This is a genomic window from Micrococcus terreus (assembly GCF_900116905.1).
GTDB classification, from domain to species: Bacteria; Actinomycetota; Actinomycetes; order Actinomycetales; family Micrococcaceae; genus Citricoccus; species Citricoccus terreus.
Genome location: NZ_FPCG01000001.1, coordinates 57,487 through 75,715, shown reverse-complemented (window position 1 = coordinate 75,715; position 18,229 = coordinate 57,487). Strand labels below are relative to the sequence as shown.

Sequence of the window (18,229 nt, the reverse complement as noted above, 5' to 3'; positions counted from 1 at the left end):
ACAGGCGCTCAATCCCCTTTGACGTTCACGATCTGCCGCAGGGTGTGGCGGACGGTGACCAGGTCGGCGGCGTCGGCCATCACCTGGTCGATCGGCTTGTAGGCCGCCGGGATCTCGTCCAGGAACGCGTCGGTGTCCCGGTACTCGATCCCCGCCATGGCCTCACGCAGCTGCTCGACGGTGAAGGCCTTGCGCGCGGCAGACCGGGAGTAGGCCCGGCCGGCCCCGTGGGGTGAGGAGTTCAGGGACACCGGGTTGCCCTTGCCCTCCACCACGTAGGAGGCGTCGCCCATGGAGCCGGGGATCAGTCCCATCTCCCCCTCGGTGGCTCGGATGGCCCCCTTGCGGGAGACCCACACCTGCTTGCCGAAGTGCTTCTCGGACTCGGTGAAGTTGTGGTGGCAGTTGATCCGCTCCTGCTCCTGCACCGGAGTCCCCACCCATTCGGAGACCTGACGGATCACCCGGTCCATCATCTCCTCGCGGTTGAGCAGGGCGAAGTGCTGGGCCCACCGCAGCTCCCGGATGTACCGGGAGAACTCCGGGGTGCCCTCCACCAGGTAGGCCAGGTCCGAGTCCGGCAGATCGATCCAGTACCGCCGGGCCACGTCAGCCGCGACCATGATGTGGTGCTGGGCGATCTTGTTGCCGATTCCCCGCGACCCTGAGTGCAGGAAGGTCCAGACCCGGTCCTGCTCGTCCAGGGAGATCTCGATGAAGTGGTTCCCCGAGCCCAGCGATCCCAGCTGGACGCGCCAGTGCCCGGCGTAGGAGGAGGGATCGAAGCCAGCCTGCTCGGCGAGTGCCTCCAGCTCGGCGATCCGCGGTGCGGCCGTGGCCACGACCTTCCGGTTGTAGCCGCCGGCCGAGAGAGGGATGGCGCGCTCGATCGCCTCGCGCACGCTGGTGCGCTCTGAGGGCAGGTCGTCACGGGCGAACTGGGTGCGCACGGCGATCATGCCGCAGCCGATGTCCACGCCCACCGCCGCCGGGATGATGGTCCCCAGAGTGGGGATGACCGATCCGACGGTCGCGCCCTTGCCCAGGTGGGCATCGGGCATCAGGGCCAGGTGAGGGTGGATGAAGGGCAGCTGCGAGGTGGCGATCGCCTGGTCGCGAGTCTTCTCATCCAGGATGGAGGCCCAGTTCACGAGCCTCCGGTTGATGTGTTCCACAACGGTGGAGTCCTTTCCTTCAGGTGGTGCAGGCGGTCCCAGCTGGTGCTGAGGACCGGTGAAGGTCCGGGATGCGGTGCCTGAGACAGGGAGTCTCCCTCCCTGGAAGCAGCTGAGCGTCCCGAACCGGTGGGTTCGAGACGCTCTGTCAGGTCAATGCCCCTGCGAGGCACAGATGTCCTGAGTCAGGTCTCGGCTCCCTGCCGATGACATGCCGGAGAAGGCTGAGGCTGGGCCTTCAGCTCGACCAGGTGCGAGCGCTCGCCCGTCAGCCGTGCGGCGAGGCCGAACGGCTGGAGTGCGGTGAGCTGACGCATCAGAACTCCTGGATCATCGGTGGGAACAGTCCGCCCAGATGCGAAGAATGCGGAAGCCGTGTGGCTCCCGCATTCTTCAGGCGGTGTGGCAGATGAGGGATTCGAACCCCCGTAGGCAATGCCAGCTGATTTACAGTCAGCCCCCTTTGGCCGCTCGGGTAATCTGCCGGGGAACTCTCCAGGGATCGCGTTCCGTCCAGGGGACATCCCGCGCTCGCCCGTCAAGCGACTCCCTACTGTAGCGCAGGCTGAGCCCGATCTGGAAATCCGTCGGCTCCCCCGTCCGGGACGGCGACGGTAGGCTGACAGCAGAACGATGCCAGCCGGTGCGCCCGGCTGCCCCGACCGAGCCGAGAAGGAGAACCATGGCCAGCGATTCGACCTTTGACGTCGTCAGCAAGGTGGACAAGCAGGAGGTCAGCAACGCGCTGAACCAGGCCCAGAAGGAGATCGCCCAGCGCTACGACTTCAAGGGTGTGGGCGCCGAGATCGACTTCAGCGGTGAGAAGGTGCTGATGAAGGCCAACTCCGAGGAACGGGTCAAGGCCGTGCTGGACGTCTTCGAGTCCAAGCTCGTCAAGCGCGGAATCTCCCTGAAGTCCCTGGATCTGGGTGAGCCTTTCCCCTCCGGCAAGGAGTTCCGTCTGGAGGCCTCCATCAAGGAGGGCATCGACCAGCCCACCGCCAAGAAGATCACCAAGCTGATCCGCGATGAGGGCCCCAAGTCCGTCAAGGCCAATATCCAGGGCGATGAGCTGCGCGTCTCCTCCAAGTCCCGTGACGACCTGCAGTCGGTGATCGCCATGCTCAAGGACTTCGAGGACGCGGACCTGCAGTTCGTCAACTTCCGCTGACCCCTGCCCCACTCTCCCCTCACCGGGCCACCCCCGGTGTCCCCTCCCGGAAGGACCGGACCCCCGGCATGATGTACCTGATCGAACCCGACGCCACCGTCCTGATGACCTCGCACGATCTCGGCGCGATCAAGGTCATGGAGCGCCGAGACGGTCGCGACCCGGCCCGGCTGGCGTGGACGCCGGCACCCGCGGGAATCCAGCCCTCGGACGTCCTGGCCGCGGCCCTGCGCCACGGGATCGACATCCGCCGTGGCCTGATGGTGCACCCGGCCTTCGTGGAGACCCTGATGGAGCCGGCCCGGCTGCGCCGGATCGCCGAGGAGCAGCGGCGCGTCGAGGAGCAGCTGGCCTCACTGGGACCGGTGTCCGGGCAGAGCGACGAGGATCGCGCGGCGTTGAAGAAGGCACGGCAGGACGCCGACGACGCCATCCACGAGGCCGAGGTGGCCGCGGACAAGCTGAAGAACGAAGACGTCAAGGACCACCTGGTGGCAGCCTGGCAGCGCATGGGCGGCACCTTGGCAGGGTCCCACGCCGCCTGATCCCTGTCTCCACAGCGCACGGCGCCTCACCTGCAGAAGGTGAGGCGCCGTCGTCGTGCTGGGGGTGTCCGGTCAGTGCTGGCCCAGCGCCCGGGCCATGCCCTCGAGCCGCTGGATCCGGTCGGCCATCGGCGGATGGGTGGAGAACATCGCCTTCGGATTCCGGAACGGGTTGGCGATCATCAGGTGGGAGGCGTTGACGAGCCGCTGCTCCTGCGGCAGCGGCGCCGCCTGCACGCCGTGCTCAAGTTTGTACAGCGCCGAGGCCAGCGCCAGCGGGTCACCCGTCAGCTGGGCCCCGTCCTCGTCCGCGTCGTACTCCCGGGTCCGGGAGATGGCCATCTGCACCAGGGAGGCGGCCAGCGGTGCCAGCAGGGCCAGGGCGATCATCGCCAATGGGTTGACGTTGCGCTGGCCCCGTCCGCCACCGAAGAACATCAGGAACTGCGCCACCGAGGTGATCAGTCCTGCCACAGCGGTGGCCACGGACGAGGTCAGGATGTCCCGGTTGTAGACGTGCATCAGCTCATGGCCCAGGACTCCGCGCAGCTCCCGGGCATTGAGCATGCGCAGGATCCCCTCCGTGCAGCACACCGCTGAGTGCTGCGGATTCCGACCGGTGGCGAAGGCGTTCGGGGACGGCGTCGGTGCGACATACAGGCGCGGCATCGGCTGGCCGGCCTGCGCGGAGAGCTCCTGCACGATCCGGAACATCTCCGGCTGCTCCTGCTCGGTGACCGGGTAGGCCCGCATCGACCGGATGGCGATCTTGTCACTGTTCCAATAGCTGTAGGCCGTGGTGGCCAGGCCGATCAGTGCGAAGATCCAGATCCAGGTCGAGCTGCCGGTGCCCGCGGCGATCAGCCCGCCGATGGCCAGCAGGATCCCGAACAGGGCGGCGAAGAGCAGGGCGGTCTTCAGGCCGTTGTGGTGACGATGCATGCCACCACCCTAGATCGCGAGCACCGCACCAGCGGCGCAGGGCCGCACTCAGCCGGAGTGGGCCTCGCGGCTGATCCGCGTCATCTCCTCGCGGGGCACCACCTTGACGCGCTCGCGCTCAACCGGACCGGCGGCCGTGGCCTGCTGCCCCAGGGAGAGCTCATGGGCGTCCAGCGCCAGCCAGCCCTCCCAGGTGGTGTACTCCACGCCGCGCTGCTCGAGCAGGTCGATCACGGACTGCTCGTCCGGGACCTGCGCGGTCCACAGGTTCGGCTCGTCCTCGAGCATGCAGCCGATGGTCTCCAGGGCATCGCCCTTGGTGTGGCCGATCAGGCCCACCGGTCCGCGCTTGATCCACCCGGAGGCGTACAGGCCGGGGACATGCTGCCCGGACTCGTCCAGCACGCGGCCGGCCTCGTTGACGATCACGCCGCGGCGCTCGTCGAAGGCCACACCGGGGACCGGGGAGCCGAAGTAGCCGATGGCCCGGTACACGGCCTGGACCGGGTAGTCGATCATCTCACCGGTGCCGGTGACGCCGCCGGTGCCGTCCAGCTCCATGCGCTCCATGCGCAGCCCGGCGACCTCACCGGACTGCTCGCCCTCGCCGGGCAGGATCTCCACGGGGGCCTGCAGGAAGTGCAGGTGCAGGCGGCGGGAGGCTCCGGTGTCCTGCTCCTCCACCAGCCAGTTGGTCAGGGTGTTGACCATGGTCTTGATCTGGTTGTTCGTGGAGGCGGCCTCCTCGGAGGCGGCGTCGAACTCGAAGTCCTCCGGGTACAGCACGATGTCCACGTCGCGGGAGTGGGCCAGCTCGCGCAGCTCCAGCGGGGTGAACTTCACCTGTGCCGGGCCACGGCGACCGAAGACGTGGACGTCGGTCACCGGGGAGGCCTTCAGCCCCTGGTAGACGTTGTCCGGGATCTCGGTGACCAGCAGGTCATCGGCGTGCTTGGAGAGCATCCGTGCCACGTCCAGGGCCACGTTGCCGTTGCCGATCACCGCGATCTCGCGGGCGTTCAGCGGCCACTCGCGGGGCACGTCCGGGTGACCGTCGTACCAGGAGACGAAGTCAGCGGCGCCGAAGGACCCGTCCAGGTCCGCACCGGGAATGTCCAGGGGTGCATCCAGGATGGCGCCGGTGGAGAAGACGACGGCGTCATAGTGCCGGCGCAGATCCTCCAGGGTCAGGTCGGTGCCGAAGTCCACGCCGCCCAGGAAACGGATGTCCCCGCGGTCCATCACCTTGTGCAGGGCCTTGACGATGCCCTTGATCCGCGGGTGGTCCGGCGCCACGCCGTAGCGGATCAGCCCATAGGGTGCCGGATAGCGGTCGAAGAGGTCGATGCTGACCTCGAATTCGCGTTCCGCCTTGGTCAGCAGGTCTGCCGTGTACACGCCGGCCGGTCCTGCGCCGACGATGGCCAGACGAAGGGGACGGGACGGGGCAGCGCTCACAGGAGTTCCTTCACAGCGTGGGGGTCTCGGGACAGTCCGGGGCTCGGGGCACCGACCCTCCAGTCTACCGGCAACACAGCACCGCCCTCCTGCACGGTCGAGGCCGTGGGAGGGCGGTGCTGGGACGGGCTGCCCGGAGGCGTCCCGTGGGGCGGGGATCAGCCGCGGTTCATGCCCAGGATGGCGTCGGAGGCGCGCTTGTGGGCGTTGCTGGCGGTGACGTCGTTCTCGATCATCAGATTGCGGGCCTTCTCCACGATGCGCTTGACCGCGTCACCGGCCTCCAGCCACTTCTTCTCGACGGTGTCGTACTCGGCGTCGTTGTCGGTGGCCTGGTAGTTGCTGGCCACGTAGTTCTTCTGGGTCTCGCGGTCACCGAGGATGCCCTCGATGCGTCCGGCGATCGCGGCAACGTCGGCCTCGTACTGCTCGGCTGCTCCGGCGTCGTACTTGATGGTGGTCATGATGGGTCCTTTCGGGCGGTCTTCTCAGACCTGAAGCTCTGGCGTGGAGTGGTGGATGAGGTCGGGTGCGCCTGAGGCGTCACCGAGACATCGGGAACTCTTCGGTGGTGGACGAGGTGGCGTCGGCGACCATGGTGTCCTGCTCCTCGATGTAGGACTGGTACACCTCGGCCTGACCGGTGTTGATCATGCCCAGGGCCTCCACCAGGATGTTCTGGCACTCGTTGACCTCGACCATGAAGTTCTCGTACGCCGTAGCACCGGCGCCCTTGAAGGTGTCACGCAGAGCCTTGACGGAGGTCTCCAGGTTGCCGACCTCGGCCAGCAGCTGCTCGCCGGAGTCGCCCGAGTCCTGCATCGCCTTGTGGAAGACATTGATGTCCGTCATTTCAAGCTGGATAGCCATGTGATTCCCCTTGTGTCAGGACCCTCCGGTCCGTTTCCTGGATGCGGACCGTTCGTGGTGTGACGGCCCCTGATGTTCAGTTCTGACGACCGGGTCGGTGCCAGTCGGACGGTGTGTTCGTCGCCTCCCCCGCAGCTCTCCGGCCCAGTGATTCCATCCTCCGTGGAGTCGCTGCAGCAGGTCAACTGCCGAGCATGGGGAGAACTACCCATGCTCCTCTGCCGCTCACCTGGCATCATCTCAGGGCCGGTGCTGGAATGATGCAGGGGAGAACCTGGGATGATGGATCTCGGCCGGCCGTCGGTGATCGGTCGGTCGATCACCCGGTGGACACCGTGCCGGCAGAGGACGCAGAGGAGGGGCAAGCATGGCCATGGACTTCGATTCCCAGCTGATCGAATCAGTGGAGGTCCGTCGCAACCGCCTGACGGCCTCTCTGCTGTATGGGGCCAACCCCACCGAGCGACGCTGGAAGGACCGCACCCGCCTGCTCATCTACGGCGTGATCGCCACCGCGGTCATCTGCGCCCTGTGCGTGGCGATCTCCTTCGTGGTCCAGATCCTGACCAACTGGCTCTCCGACCGCGAGGAGCGTGAACGCCAGCAGCAGGAGCGCCAGCAGGAGATGGAGCAGCGCGACCAGGAACGACGCCAGCAGGAGGAGCAGCAGCGTCAGGACCAGTCTCAGGGCTCAGCTCCGACTCTCCGCCTGCCGGCCGCCCACCTGAGTGCGAACCCTGCCGCCCCCACCGACCTGTCCGCCCTCACCGCACTGCCGATCGCCGCCACCACGCTGACGGCGAGCGCCGACCCCCTGGAAAGGTGCTGACGTGCCCAGCCCCTACACACGCGTGTCCCTGATCGGGCAGCGGCGCAACGCCGATGCCCTGTTGCCCTCAGACACCCCGGTCGGCGCCCTGCTGCCGCAGATCCTGGACCTGCTGGACGACCGCCCCCAAGAGGGACTGGGGACCAAGCTGCTGGTGCGCACCTCCGGCGAGACGGTGGACCCGGAGCAGACCTTCGCCGAGGCCGAGGTGCTGGACGGGGAGCGTCTGAGTGTGGTCTCCCAGACCGAGGCACCCCCGGCACCGATCGTCTATGACCTCAACGACGCCGTCACCGATGCCACCGAGTCGGTGCGCGGCCGGTGGTCCGAGCTCTACCGCTATCTGATCTGCGGCGTGATCGCCGCCCTGGGCACCTGGTTCGCGGTCCACGGGCTGCTGGACCTGTACGCCCAGGACACCCGGGCCTGGATCGAGCTGGGATTGGGAGCCGTGCTGCTGATCGCCGGGGCCTCCGTGGCGGCACCGGGACGGATGCGGGCGGTGGCCGGGACCCTGATCGGCACCGGAGTCCTGTTCGCGGGCACCGGCCTGTGGAACCTGGACCTGCCGCAGGAGTGGCTGCTGCCCGCCTCTGGGGCCCTGGCCGCCGTCGGGATGGGTCTGCTGGGGTTCGTGGTCCGCCGTCCCCTGGCGATGTTCATGGCCGCGGCGATCACCGGCGGCCTGACGCTGGTGTGGACTCTGGCGCCGCTCATCGCCGACTGGAGCATCGGCGACCGGGACGCCGAGGTGCTGGTCGGCAGCGCCGGGATCGCTGGGATCATCACCGTGCTCGTGCTGGGCATGCTGCCCAAGATCGCCCTGTCCGCCTCCGGCCTGGCCTCCCTGGACGACTCCCATTCCCAGGGACGGTCGCTGCTGCGCACGGACGCCGATGCCGCGATCGACGCCGCGCACGGCGGACTGGTGACCAGCACCGTGGTGGGTGCGCTCTCGGCGGCGGCGGCCCTGTGGCTGATCGGCGAGGACACCTCACACCACCCCTTCTCCGTTCCCCTGCTGGCCGCTCTGACCCTGGCCGTGGGGCTGCGTGCACGCTCCTTCCCGCTGGCCAGTGAACGGATCCCGCTCTACCTGGCCACCGGTGTGGGGGTGCTGTCCCTGGTCCGACTGGCCACCGCCTACCAGCCTCAGTTCGACGGCGTGTTCCTGGCGGTCCTGCTGGCCCTGGCCCTGCTGGTGGGCTCCGGCCTGTCCGTGGACCTGCCCGAGCATTCCCAGGCCCGCATGCGCCGCCTGGGCGACACCGTGGAGGCGCTCGCCCTGTTCGCGGTGATCCCCCTGCTGATCGGCTACTTCGGCATCTACGCAACCCTCTGGGAGATCTTCTGATGAGCTCGATGACCCCGGGCACCACCCCCGCCTCGCGTGATCCCTGGGCGGATCCGGCAGGTCCCGACGACGGCCGGTCCCGTTCCGCTGCCGCGCCGCGGCAGGTGCCGGGCTTCGTGCAGGCGGACTGGAGCTCACGAGGCCAGATGCGCCAGGAGCTGGCCCGTGCCCAAGACGATCGCCGCACCGGGTTCGAACCGGTCTCCGGAGCCCTCTCCCGCCGGGTGGGCGATCGACCGGCACTGTCCCTGGTGGCCCGGGCGGCGCGCTCGGCCGGGAACCTGTTCCGGCACGATCCCACCGCGGAGCGCCTGCAGAGTGCCGCACGCGGGGTCCAGGCCCCGGTCACCACCGGCCGACGGATCGCCGTGGTCTCACTGCGCGGCGGGGCCGGCAAGACCACCGTGGCCGCCCTGCTCGGGCGGACCTACGCCTCACTGCGTCCGGAGCCGGTGGCGGCCCTGGATCTGGACCCCGGCGTGGGTGCCCTGGCGCTACGGCTCTCCGACCCCTCCACCGCCGGCGTCCCGGTCCCGAGCGTGGATCAGCTGGCCGCAGGTCTGGTGGGACTTCCCCAGGTGAACCAGCAGGGTGTCACCTCGCTCATGGGACAGGCCCCGGATGAGCTGCACCTCACCGGTCCGCGCACGGCCGGCGGCCCTCTCGGCCGAGCCCGGCTGACCTCCACCCTGGCCACCGTCTCCCGATTCTTCCCGGTCACCGTGGTGGACTGCCCCACCGGGCTGGACCACCCGGACACCGCCCAGGTGCTCACCCAGGCCCACGCAGCCGTGTTCGCCGTGCCCGCCACGGCCACCGGCGTGGACGAGGCCGCCGGATACCTGCGGCACTGGCTGCAGGACCCGTTCCTCTCCGCCATCCCGGTGGCCGCCGTGGTCACCGCCAGTGACCGAGCCTCCGCCCTGGACCCGCTGGCCCAGGCCGCCGCCCTCACCCGGGTGGGAGTGATGGCCGGCGCGCTGCGCTACGACCGCCACCTGGCCGGAGGCGTGGGGATCCGTCTGCCGCTGATCCGCCCGGAGAACCGCCGCGCCACCGCGGAGCTGGCCTCCGGGATCCTGGCCGAAGCCAACCGTCAGCGCGGAGGTGCCGGGGCCGCCGAAGCCGCGGGACGTCGTCGGGAAGGCCGTGCACAGTGACCCAGAAGGTGATCCACCGGCCGGCACGGACCTCTGCCCCGGCCCGGCTCTACCGTCCCTTCTCCATCCAGGGCCCCCAGCCGGTGGACCCCTCGGCCGAGGAGAGCGGCGGCGGGAACATCATGCAGATCCTGCCGATGGTGGCCGCGGGCGGCTCCATGATGGTGATGATGACGTTCCGGCAGAGCCCGTTCGCAGCGGTCGGGGCCATCGCGATGATCGTCTCGCTGATCGCCGCCCTGATCATGTTCGCCTCGCAGCGCGGCAAGGCCACGCGGCGGCGCAAGACCCTGCGGGACACCTACAACCGCTACCTGGAGCGCACCCACCGCACGCTGCGGGACGAGGAGTCCGCGGCCCAGCTGGCGGCACGGGCCTCCAGTCCCCCGCCGGCCGCCCTGTTCGACATCGTGCGGGACCCGGCTCGGCTGTGGGAGCGCCGCCGCTACCACGAGGACTTCCTGCACACCCGGATCGGCTCTGGCCGCCGCCCCACCCGGGAGATCAGCGTCTCCCTGACCGAGGTGGCCAGCCAGGTCCAGGACGAGTTCATGCTGCGCGAGGCCGAGGCCCTGAAGCAGCGCTTCGAGACCGCCCCGGACATGCCGCTGACCGTTCCGCTGGACTCGGCGGGCAACATCTCCGTGGTGGGCTCGCGCGAGTTCGGTCTGCGGGTGGCCCGTGCCCTGGTGGCCGGAGCCGCCGCGCTGCAGTCGCCCGAGGATGTGCGCCTGGCCCTGGTGGCCCCTCGTGAGTCCCGCGAGGACTGGGACTGGATGGAGCTGCTGCCCCACCTGGACGACACCTCCACCCAGCATGTCACCGGTGCGGTGAAGCTGATCGCCCCGGACACCGGCGCGCTGCTGGAGCTGCTGGACGAGGACCTGCAGTACCGCTCCAAGGTGGCCGGTGAGACCACCCGGTACGGGCACGAGGTGACGAAGGGATCCCCGCTGCTCTCCCGCCTGATCGTGGTGGTGGACGGCTACGGCACACCGGTGCAGGACCTGACCATGGGCGACTCGCACTTCAGCCTGCAGGCCCGCGGCATCACCCTGGTCCACCTGTGCGCCGACCGGCTGCACGAGCCCTCCGAGGTCTCCTACCGCATCTCCGAGACCCCCCACCCCCGGGAGGACGGACGGGTGGGCTTCCTGCTCGAGGACCGCACCCAGGACCAGGGCCACCCCGTGCGCACCGAAGGCGGGCTGGACGAGTTCGACTCCTCCACCGCCACCGGCCTGACCCAGGAGCTGGCGCCGCTGAGGCTCTCCCTGGACTCCCTGGAGCACTCGGCCGCGGAGAACGCCGCCGCCCTGTCCTTCCTGCAGATGCTCGGGCTCTCCCAGCGCCTGGACCGCGCCGATGTGGAGCGGCTCTGGAAGCCCCGCCCCCACGCGGACTTCCTGCGCGTCCCACTCGGCCCGGATGACAAGGGCAAGCCCGTGCTGCTGGACCTGAAGGAGGCCGCCCAGCTGGGCATGGGCCCCCACGGACTGTGCGTGGGCGCCACGGGCTCGGGCAAGTCCGAGATGCTGCGCTCGCTGGTGTTCGGTCTGCTCGCCACCCACTCCCCGGACCAGCTGGCCATGGTCCTGGTGGACTTCAAGGGCGGCGCGACCTTCGCACCGTTCGAAGGCGCCCCGCAGGTCACCGGCATCATCACCAACCTCTCGGACGACCTCACCCTGATCGAGCGCGTGTACGCCTCCCTCAACGGGGAGATCCTGCGCCGCCAGGAGGTGCTCAAGGCCGCCGGGAACATCGCCAACATCACCGACTACCAGATCCACCGGGATGAGCAGCTGGCCCAGGGCAACGAGATCGAGCCGCTGCCGCACCTGGTGGTGATCATCGACGAGTTCGGTGAGCTGCTCACCGCTCGGCCGGACTTCATCGACCTGTTCCTGTCCATCGGGCGCATCGGCCGCTCGATCGGCGTGCACCTGCTGCTGAGCTCCCAGCGGATCGAGTCCGGCAAGCTGCGCGGCCTGGAGACCTACCTGTCCTACCGGCTGGGCCTGCGCACCCTCTCCGAGTCCGAGTCCCGCACCGTGCTGGACACCCCGGACGCCTTCCACCTGCCCCCGCTGCCGGGCTACGGCTACCTGAAGGTGGACACCACGGTCTACTCCCGGTTCAAGTCCGGCTACGTCTCCGGGCCTCTGGAGGACGAGCAGTTCGAGGAGGAGCAGCGCCGGGACCCGGAGGAGGAGATCCCCCCGGTGCTGGAGGCCCCGGACTACGCCCTGGTGCTGGACGACCCGTTCGAGCGTGGCCCGGGCGAGACGTCCGAGACGAAGAAGGACGGACCGGCCCGGCGCACCACCGGGCCCACGGTGATGTCCACCATGATGGACACCCTGCGCACCTTCCCCCGCTCGGTCAAGCCGATCTGGCTGCCCCCGCTGCCCGCGACCACCACCCTGGACGCCACGGTCGGCGAGCCCCAGCGGACCGAGACCGGCCTGCGCCTGCCGGAGGGAGGCCGTCTGCGCGTCCCTGTGGGCATCCTGGACGACCCGGCCAAGCAGTGGCAGGGACTGTGGGAGATCGACTTCGCCTCCGGTTCGGGCAACCTGATCGTCCACGGCGGGCCCCAGTCGGGCAAGTCCACCACGCTGCGCACCATCGTCGCCTCCCTGGCGCTGACCCATTCCCCGCAGCAGGTGGGCGTGTACTGCATCGACCTGCTCGGAGCGAACCTGCTGCCCCTGGGGGACCTGCCGCATGTGGGCGGCGTGGCCATCCGCACCAACCGCGAGGTCATCACTCGCACGGTGGACGAGGTGATGGGCATGCTCGCTCACCGCGAGCGGATCTTCGAGAAGCACGCCATCGACTCCCTGCCCACCATGCGCCGGATGCACGCCGAGGGACGCCTGCCGGAGCTGCCCAGTGCGGACATCTTCCTGGTGATCGACGGCTACGGCCAGATCGCCGAGGAGTTCGAGGACCTCACCAGCAAGATGGTCACGCTGATCAGCCGCGGCGGCGGCTACGGGATCCACGTGGTCACCTCGGTGAACCGCAACAACGAGGTCCGGGTCACCCACCAGTCCTTCTTCACCCACCGGATCGAGTTGCATCTGACCGAGCCGGGCGACTCCCAGGTGGACCGAAAGCTGGCCGAGAACGTGAACCCGGAGGCCCCGGGCCGGGCCCTGTCCCCGCAGAAGCTCCAGGGCCACATCGCCCTGCCGCGCATCGACGGCCAGGACGATCCGGAGACGGTCACGGACGGGCTGAAGGACCTGGTGGCCCAGGTGGACCGGTTCACCCAGGGCGCGGCCATGAAGGTCCGGGTGCTGCCGGGCATCGTGGAGGCCTCCACCGTGCCCACGCCGGCCCAGCACGGCCTGTTCCCCATCGGTCTGCGCGAGCTGGACCTGGAGCCGGAGTGGCTGGACCTGGAGAACAAGGACCGGAACATCATCGTCATGGGCGACGAGGAGACCGGCAAGTCCAATCTGCTGCGCCATGTGGTGCGCCGGTTCACGGACACCCACACGGACGACGAGCTGTTCTTCGTGGTCTGGGATCCCCGCCGCGTGCTGGGCGACGCCGTTCCGGAGGACTACCTGGGCGGCTATGCCACGAACTCGGCGATCGGCGCACAGCTGACCAACGCCGTGCTGACCGAGATCAAGAAGCGCCAGGACCCCACCGGGGAGAACGACACCCCGCAGCGGAAGGCCCGGATGATCGCCCTGATCGACGACTATGACATCTTGACCGTGGGCGGCGGACAGTCCCCGCTGGCCCCGCTGGTGCCATTCGTGCCCATGGCGGCGGACCTGAACATGCACTTCTTCCTGACCCGCCGGGTGCGCGGCGCCTCACGCGGGATGTACGAGTCGTTCTTCTCCACCCTGCGGGACAACGGCACCACCTCCCTGATCCTCTCGGGCGACCGCGGCGAGGGCAGCCTGATCAACGGGGTCCGCGCCAAGAAGCTGCCTCCGGGCCGTGGCCAGCTGCTAATGACCGGCCGTCCCCTGATGACGGTCCAGACCTTCTGGCAGCCCGAGGGCGAGGCAGGCGCCTCCGCAGGGCCCGACGACGGCCAGGCGGCTTCTGCAGGATCCTCCCGGTGAGTGCCCGGCCAGTCACCGGCTCGGGGCTGGCCTACGGGCTCTCCGCCTACCTCTGGTGGGGGCTGCTGCCGCTGTACATCGCCGTCACCGCCCCGGCGCCGGCCGCGGAGATCGTGGTGGTGCGGATCGGATTCACCCTGGTGGTGTGCCTGGTGCTGCTGGCGGTGCTGCGCCGATTCGCCGACCTGGCCCGGCTGCTCATCTCCCCCCGGCGCCTGGGGATCACCGCCCTGGCGGCGGTCCTGGTGGCGACCAATTGGGCGGTCTACACCTACGCGGTGACCTCAGGGCAGACCCTCGAGGCGGCACTGGGGTACTTCATCAATCCGCTGGTCTCGGTCCTGCTGGGCGTGCTGCTCCTGGGCGAGCGGCTGCGCCGGGCCCAGTGGATCGCCGTGGGCCTCAGCGCGGTCGCCGTGATCGTGCTGGCGGTGGGGCACGGTCAGGTGCCGTGGATCGCCCTGGCCCTGGCGGTGACGTTCGGCGTCTACGGACTGGTGAAGAACCGACTCGGTCCCACCGTGCACCCGGTGGCCTCCCTGGGCGCCGAGACGGTGGTGCTGATCCCGGTCTTCGTCGTCGGGATGGTCTGGCTCTCCTCCGCCGGGATGCTGACCCTCCTGGACCACGGGGCCGGTCACTTCTGGATCCTGGCCGCGTCCGGCGTGGTGACGGCGGTGCCGCTGATCCTGTTCGGCACAGCAGCGGGGCGTCTGCCGCTGAGCGTGCTGGGACTGATGCAGTACATGGCCCCGGTGATGCAGTTCCTGGTGGGGCTGCTGGTCTTCCACGAGCACATGTCCGCGGGCCGCTGGACCGGGTTCATCCTGATCTGGATCGCCCTGGTGATCCTCACGGCGGACACCCTGCACCACACCCGCCACACCCGCCCCAAGGGTCGCCAGCAGAGCTGATCCCCCCTCAAGCACAAAGTGACCGTACCCCGTCACTGTGGTGGGGGTACGGTCACTTTGTGCTTGAGGGGGTGGCGCTGTCGGTCAGGCGTGCTTGCGCACAGCTGCCTCCAGGACCTCCAGGCCGTCCAGCAGCAGCTCCTCGGAGATGACCAGCGGGGGCAGCAGGCGGATGACGTTGCCATAGGTGCCGGTGGTCAGGATGATGACACCCTCGGCCAGGCAGTCTGCGGCGATCTTCTTCACCACGTCGGCGTCCGGGGTCTTGACCGAGTCCGCCGAGCCCTTCTGCACGAACTCCATGGCCAGCATGGCGCCGCGGCCGCGCACGTCGCCGATGATGCCGGTCTCCTGGGCCAGCTTCTCCAGGCGCGGCAGGACCAGCTCCTCGATCCGGCGGGCGGCACCGTTGAGGTCGTGCTCGCGCATGGTCTCGATCGCACCCAGTGCGGCGGCGCAGGCCACCGGGTTGCCGCCGTAGGTGCCTCCCAGACCGCCGCCGTGCACGGCGTCCAGCAGCTCGGCGCGGCCGACCACACCGGAGAGCGGCATGCCGCCGGCGATCCCCTTGGCCACGGTGATCAGGTCCGGCTCGATCCCCTCGTGCTCGGAGGCGAACCAGGCGCCGGTGCGGCAGAACCCGGCCTGGACCTCGTCGGCGATGAACACGATGCCCTTCTCACGGGCGTACTCGGCCAGGCGCGGCAGGAAGCCCTCAGCTGGGACGATGAACCCGCCCTCGCCCTGGATCGGCTCAATGATCATGGCGGCGATCGACTCCCCGCCGATCTGCTTCTCCATCTGCAGGATGGCGCGCTCGGCGGCCTCCTTGCCGGTGATGTTCGGGTTCTCCTCGCGGAACGGGTAGCTCAGCGGCATCCGGTACACCTCGGGGGCGAACGGGCCGAAGCTCTTGCCGTTGGCGGACTTGTACGGTGCGGCCTTGGCGGTCAGCGCCATGGTCAGGTTGGTGCGGCCGTGGTAGGCGTGGTCGAAGGCGACCACAGCGGTGCGGCCGGTGGCGATGCGAGCGATCTTGATCGCGTTCTCCACGGCCTCGGAGCCGGAGTTGAACAGGGCGGCCTTCTTCTCGAAGTCACCGGGGGCCAGCTCGGCCAGCGCCTCGCAGACCTCCACATAGCCCTCGTACGGGGAGACCATGAAGCAGGTGTGGGTGAAGTGCTCCACCTGCTCCTTCACGGCCCCGACGACGGCCGGTGCGGACGCGCCGACAGAGGTCACCGCGATGCCGGTGCCCAGATCGATGAAGGAGTTGCCGTCCACATCCAGCAGCACACCGCCGTCCGCGTCCTGCACGAAGAACGGGTTGGAGGAGGCCACGCCGGAGGCCACGACCTTGGAGCGGCGGGCGGCCAGCTCGGCGGAGCGGGGGCCGGGGATGTCGGTCTTGACGTGGCGCTTCTGCTCCAGGCGGTACTGCATGTCCTTGACGGTCATGGGGATCCTTCCATCGGTGTCGGCTGCGGCGGGCACAGCGGTCCATACTGATGCCGAGCGTAGTCCCCGCAGGCACCCTCCGTCAGGGGCAGCTGCACACCGTCACACCTCACAGACGGTGCGCCTGCACACCACGTGGTGAGTAGGATTCGACCATGCCCACCACGCTCTCGGACCTGATGCACGCACCCGGCCTGGACCTGCGTCAGGTCGGCGCCGTCCCGGCGGACACCGCAGCCGTGGTGCGCTGGGTGGCGGTCACCGAGGTGCTGGATCCCGGGCGCTTCCTCTCCGGCGGCGAGCTGGTCCTGACCACCGGGGTCCGTCAGCGCTCCGCGGCCCAGCAGCGTGACTTCACCACCGCCGTGGCCCAGGCCGGCGCCACCGCCTTGGGCTACGGGACCGGACTGGGGCATCGCAAGGTGCCGGCCGCCGTCGTGCAGTGCGCGGATGCGCTGGGTCTGCCGCTGGTGGAGGTGCCCCTGGAGACCCCGTTCATCGCGCTGAGCCACTTGGTGGCAGACCGGCAGGTCACCGACCACGTGGCCCGGCTGACCGAGCTGATGGACCACCATCAGCGGCTGGCCGAGTCGCTGCTCTCCGGGCGGGGCGTGTCCGGGTTCGTGCACACCCTGGCCGGACTGGTGGGCGGCCGGGCGGCTCTGGAGCGCTACGGGACCGTGGTCCACCGGGCTGCGGCCAAGGGTGTCCCTCCGGTGGAGGATCGCGGCTCGGGCCTGGTGGTCGAGCTGGAGGGCGGACGGACGTTGACCGTTCCTGTGGCCACCGGGCTGCCGGACCGCTGCCGGCTCCACCTGTGGACCCCGGATGCACCCGGGACGCAGGCGGAGGGCCAGCCCGAGGCGGCCGACCATGACCCGCTGACCCAGTTGGCCGCCTCGGCACAGAACCTGCTGGCCGTGCGGCTGAGCAGCGACGCCCGCACGGTGGAGGCCTCGCGCCGGCTGGCCGGCGAGGTGCTGCAGGACGTGGTGGACGGCAGCCTGCACGGCCAGGAGGCCGCTGTGCGCCTGGCGGCCCTGGGCGTGGACGCGGCGGCGCGGCATGTGGTGGTGGCGGTGGAGTCCCAGAGCAGCTCGTCCGCCCGGCTGCTCGCCTCACTGCCTCTGCCGGTCCAGCTGCACGGTGCGGCCACGGCCCTGGTGGAGGACCGGCTGATCGCGGTGGTCCCCTCTCAGGGGGTGAGCGGACGGGACGGCGAGCTGCTGATGGATCACCTGGAACGGGCGGGCATCAGGGCCCGTGCGGGTGCCGGTGCCTCCTACCCCCGCCCGGAGGGGCTGCGCTGGAGCTACTACGAGGCCCTGGAGGCCCTGCATGACGGCACCGGGTTCACCCAGTCACGCCGGCTGACCATGGCCTCGCTGCTGATGTCCGCGCAGGATGTCCCGCTGGCCGACCTGGCAGCTGAGGCACTGGATCCGCTAAAGGACTCGGACCGGCGCCACCACACCGACCTGATCCGCACGCTCACGGTCTACCTGGAGTCGGATGGCCAGGCCGGGGAGGTCGCCCGGCAGCTGGGGATCCACCGCAACACGGTGCGGTACCGGCTGCAGCAGGTGGCCGAGCTCTCCGGGTTCGACCCCACGGTCACCGCCGGCCGCGTCCACCTGTGGCTGGCCCTGGCCCAGGAGCGGCAGAGCCGGGGACGGTCGCTGGACGTCAGTTCCCTAGACTGAGGGCATGTCCCCTCGCACCTCCCGCCGGTCCGGCGCCGCTGAGCCCACCCGCGTGTTCCTCGAGTCCTTCCAGAACCTGGTCCCGCTCTACCTGGACACCCCGTGGACCGCAGCAGAAGGCGTCCCGGCCGACGAGCTGGACGCCCTGCTCGCCCAGTCCCCCGCCGCACAGGAGAACGGCGGCACCGCACCGGTTCCGCTCTCGCTGTACGAGTTCCACCTGGCCCTGGGCAGCTGTCCGGAGCTGCTGGAGAACGAGCACTTCTTCTGGGACGCGGACGAGCTGGAGATCCGGGACGGCTACCTGATGTTCCTGGAGGACGCGAAGGAGTCCACCGTCTGGGGACTGCCCGTCTCGGACGCCTCCCTGCCCGACCCCCTGGTCTGGCGCCGTTCCACCGGTGCGGACGCGGACGAGGGTGAGTGGACCAACGAGGGAGGCACCTTCAGCGAGTTCACCCTGGACCTGCTGGAGTGGACCTTCGGCGAGGACGAGGACCCGGCAGGCCAGATTCCCGACGGCGGCGCTCCCGGACGCCGGAAGGGCCGCTGA

16 protein-coding genes and 1 tRNA gene are annotated in these 18,229 nt (G+C 69.5%); 9 read left to right on the top strand and 8 right to left on the bottom strand.

Annotated elements, in window-relative coordinates; translation table 11 throughout:
• Positions 1-8: 8 nt before the first annotated feature.
• From BM355_RS00345 to BM355_RS00340, 3 genes are all read right to left on the bottom strand, one after another.
• Positions 9-1,175 carry an RtcB family protein gene (locus BM355_RS00345; RefSeq protein ID WP_091692732.1) on the bottom strand — a complete coding sequence of 389 codons (1,167 nt, stop codon included), beginning with the start codon at positions 1,173-1,175 and terminating at the stop codon, positions 9-11.
• A 185-nt stretch (positions 1,176-1,360) separates the two neighbouring features.
• Positions 1,361-1,492, bottom strand: coding sequence for a hypothetical protein (locus BM355_RS14750; protein ID WP_260060550.1), 132 nt, complete (start codon positions 1,490-1,492; stop codon positions 1,361-1,363).
• An 86-nt stretch (positions 1,493-1,578) separates the two neighbouring features.
• Positions 1,579-1,660 (bottom strand) — tRNA-Tyr (locus tag BM355_RS00340).
• A gap of 197 nt (positions 1,661-1,857) precedes the next feature.
• On the opposite strand from BM355_RS00340, the gene BM355_RS00335 reads away from it, so the two are divergent.
• Positions 1,858-2,346 carry a YajQ family cyclic di-GMP-binding protein gene (locus BM355_RS00335; protein WP_091692729.1) on the top strand — a complete coding sequence of 163 codons (489 nt, stop codon included), beginning with the start codon at positions 1,858-1,860 and terminating at the stop codon, positions 2,344-2,346.
• A gap of 68 nt (positions 2,347-2,414) precedes the next feature.
• Positions 2,415-2,891, top strand: coding sequence for a hypothetical protein (locus BM355_RS00330; protein WP_091692726.1), 477 nt, complete (start codon positions 2,415-2,417; stop codon positions 2,889-2,891).
• Positions 2,892-2,963: 72 nt separating this feature from the next.
• Here BM355_RS00330 and htpX read toward each other — a convergent pair whose 3' ends face one another.
• The 4 genes from htpX to BM355_RS00310 all read right to left on the bottom strand — a co-directional run bounded on the left by htpX (position 2,964) and on the right by BM355_RS00310 (position 6,161).
• Positions 2,964-3,833: a zinc metalloprotease HtpX gene (htpX, locus tag BM355_RS00325; protein ID WP_091692724.1), complete on the bottom strand. Its 870-nt coding sequence runs from the start codon at positions 3,831-3,833 to the stop codon at positions 2,964-2,966.
• Positions 3,834-3,881: 48 nt separating this feature from the next.
• Positions 3,882-5,291 (bottom strand): FAD-dependent oxidoreductase, encoded by a 1,410-nt coding sequence (locus BM355_RS00320; RefSeq protein WP_091692722.1) that lies wholly within the window; start codon positions 5,289-5,291, stop codon positions 3,882-3,884.
• A 158-nt stretch (positions 5,292-5,449) separates the two neighbouring features.
• Entirely contained in the window at positions 5,450-5,755 is a 306-nt protein-coding gene (locus BM355_RS00315; protein ID WP_091692719.1) for a hypothetical protein, read from the bottom strand.
• Positions 5,756-5,834: 79 nt separating this feature from the next.
• The gene (locus tag BM355_RS00310) at positions 5,835-6,161 is read right to left on the bottom strand and encodes a hypothetical protein (protein ID WP_143109362.1); all 327 of its coding nucleotides are present in this window, start codon (positions 6,159-6,161) and stop codon (positions 5,835-5,837) included.
• A gap of 367 nt (positions 6,162-6,528) precedes the next feature.
• Between BM355_RS00310 and BM355_RS00305 the strand changes: the two genes are divergently transcribed.
• The 5 genes from BM355_RS00305 to rarD are packed head-to-tail and all read left to right on the top strand — an operon-like array spanning position 6,529 to position 14,515.
• Positions 6,529-6,990 (top strand): hypothetical protein, encoded by a 462-nt coding sequence (locus tag BM355_RS00305; protein WP_091692715.1) that lies wholly within the window; start codon positions 6,529-6,531, stop codon positions 6,988-6,990.
• 1 nt (position 6,991) lies between these two features.
• Positions 6,992-8,344, top strand: a complete 1,353-nt coding sequence (gene eccD, locus BM355_RS00300; protein WP_091692712.1) for a type VII secretion integral membrane protein EccD — start codon at positions 6,992-6,994, stop codon at positions 8,342-8,344.
• Positions 8,344-9,504, top strand: coding sequence for a nucleotide-binding protein (locus BM355_RS00295; protein WP_143109361.1), 1,161 nt, complete (start codon positions 8,344-8,346; stop codon positions 9,502-9,504). The genes eccD and BM355_RS00295 overlap by 1 nt, the downstream gene beginning before the upstream one ends.
• Entirely contained in the window at positions 9,501-13,601 is a 4,101-nt protein-coding gene (eccCa, locus tag BM355_RS00290; RefSeq protein ID WP_091692707.1) for a type VII secretion protein EccCa, read from the top strand. Before BM355_RS00295 ends, eccCa begins: the two co-directional genes overlap by 4 nt.
• Positions 13,598-14,515 (top strand): EamA family transporter RarD, encoded by a 918-nt coding sequence (rarD, locus tag BM355_RS00285; RefSeq protein ID WP_245760493.1) that lies wholly within the window; start codon positions 13,598-13,600, stop codon positions 14,513-14,515. Before eccCa ends, rarD begins: the two co-directional genes overlap by 4 nt.
• Before the next feature lie 84 nt (positions 14,516-14,599).
• Here the strand turns inward: rarD and gabT are convergent, their stop codons facing one another.
• Complete coding sequence (gabT, locus tag BM355_RS00280; RefSeq protein WP_091692703.1) at positions 14,600-15,973, bottom strand: 4-aminobutyrate--2-oxoglutarate transaminase; 1,374 nt, start codon at positions 15,971-15,973, stop codon at positions 14,600-14,602.
• 155 nt (positions 15,974-16,128) lie between these two features.
• Between gabT and BM355_RS00275 the strand changes: the two genes are divergently transcribed.
• Both BM355_RS00275 and BM355_RS00270 read left to right on the top strand, forming a co-directional pair.
• The gene (locus BM355_RS00275) at positions 16,129-17,676 is read left to right on the top strand and encodes a PucR family transcriptional regulator (protein ID WP_091692701.1); all 1,548 of its coding nucleotides are present in this window, start codon (positions 16,129-16,131) and stop codon (positions 17,674-17,676) included.
• Between the two features lie 4 nt (positions 17,677-17,680).
• Entirely contained in the window at positions 17,681-18,229 is a 549-nt protein-coding gene (locus BM355_RS00270) for a hypothetical protein (protein ID WP_091692698.1), read from the top strand.

Excerpts from the sequence above, each read along its gene's own strand:
- BM355_RS00330 (WP_091692726.1), top strand. The coding sequence starts at position 2,415 with ATGATGTACCTGATCGAACCCGACGCCACCGTCCTGATGACCTCGCAC.
- htpX (WP_091692724.1), bottom strand. The coding sequence starts at position 3,833 with ATGCATCGTCACCACAACGGCCTGAAGACCGCCCTGCTCTTCGCCGCC.
- BM355_RS00295 (WP_143109361.1), top strand. The coding sequence starts at position 8,344 with ATGAGCTCGATGACCCCGGGCACCACCCCCGCCTCGCGTGATCCCTGG.
- BM355_RS00270 (WP_091692698.1), top strand. The coding sequence starts at position 17,681 with ATGTCCCCTCGCACCTCCCGCCGGTCCGGCGCCGCTGAGCCCACCCGC.
- BM355_RS14750 (WP_260060550.1), bottom strand. The coding sequence starts at position 1,492 with ATGCGTCAGCTCACCGCACTCCAGCCGTTCGGCCTCGCCGCACGGCTG.
- BM355_RS00315 (WP_091692719.1), bottom strand. The coding sequence starts at position 5,755 with ATGACCACCATCAAGTACGACGCCGGAGCAGCCGAGCAGTACGAGGCC.
- BM355_RS00335 (WP_091692729.1), top strand. The coding sequence starts at position 1,858 with ATGGCCAGCGATTCGACCTTTGACGTCGTCAGCAAGGTGGACAAGCAG.
- BM355_RS00305 (WP_091692715.1), top strand. The coding sequence starts at position 6,529 with ATGGCCATGGACTTCGATTCCCAGCTGATCGAATCAGTGGAGGTCCGT.
- BM355_RS00275 (WP_091692701.1), top strand. The coding sequence starts at position 16,129 with ATGCCCACCACGCTCTCGGACCTGATGCACGCACCCGGCCTGGACCTG.
- BM355_RS00310 (WP_143109362.1), bottom strand. The coding sequence starts at position 6,161 with ATGGCTATCCAGCTTGAAATGACGGACATCAATGTCTTCCACAAGGCG.
- gabT (WP_091692703.1), bottom strand. The coding sequence starts at position 15,973 with ATGACCGTCAAGGACATGCAGTACCGCCTGGAGCAGAAGCGCCACGTC.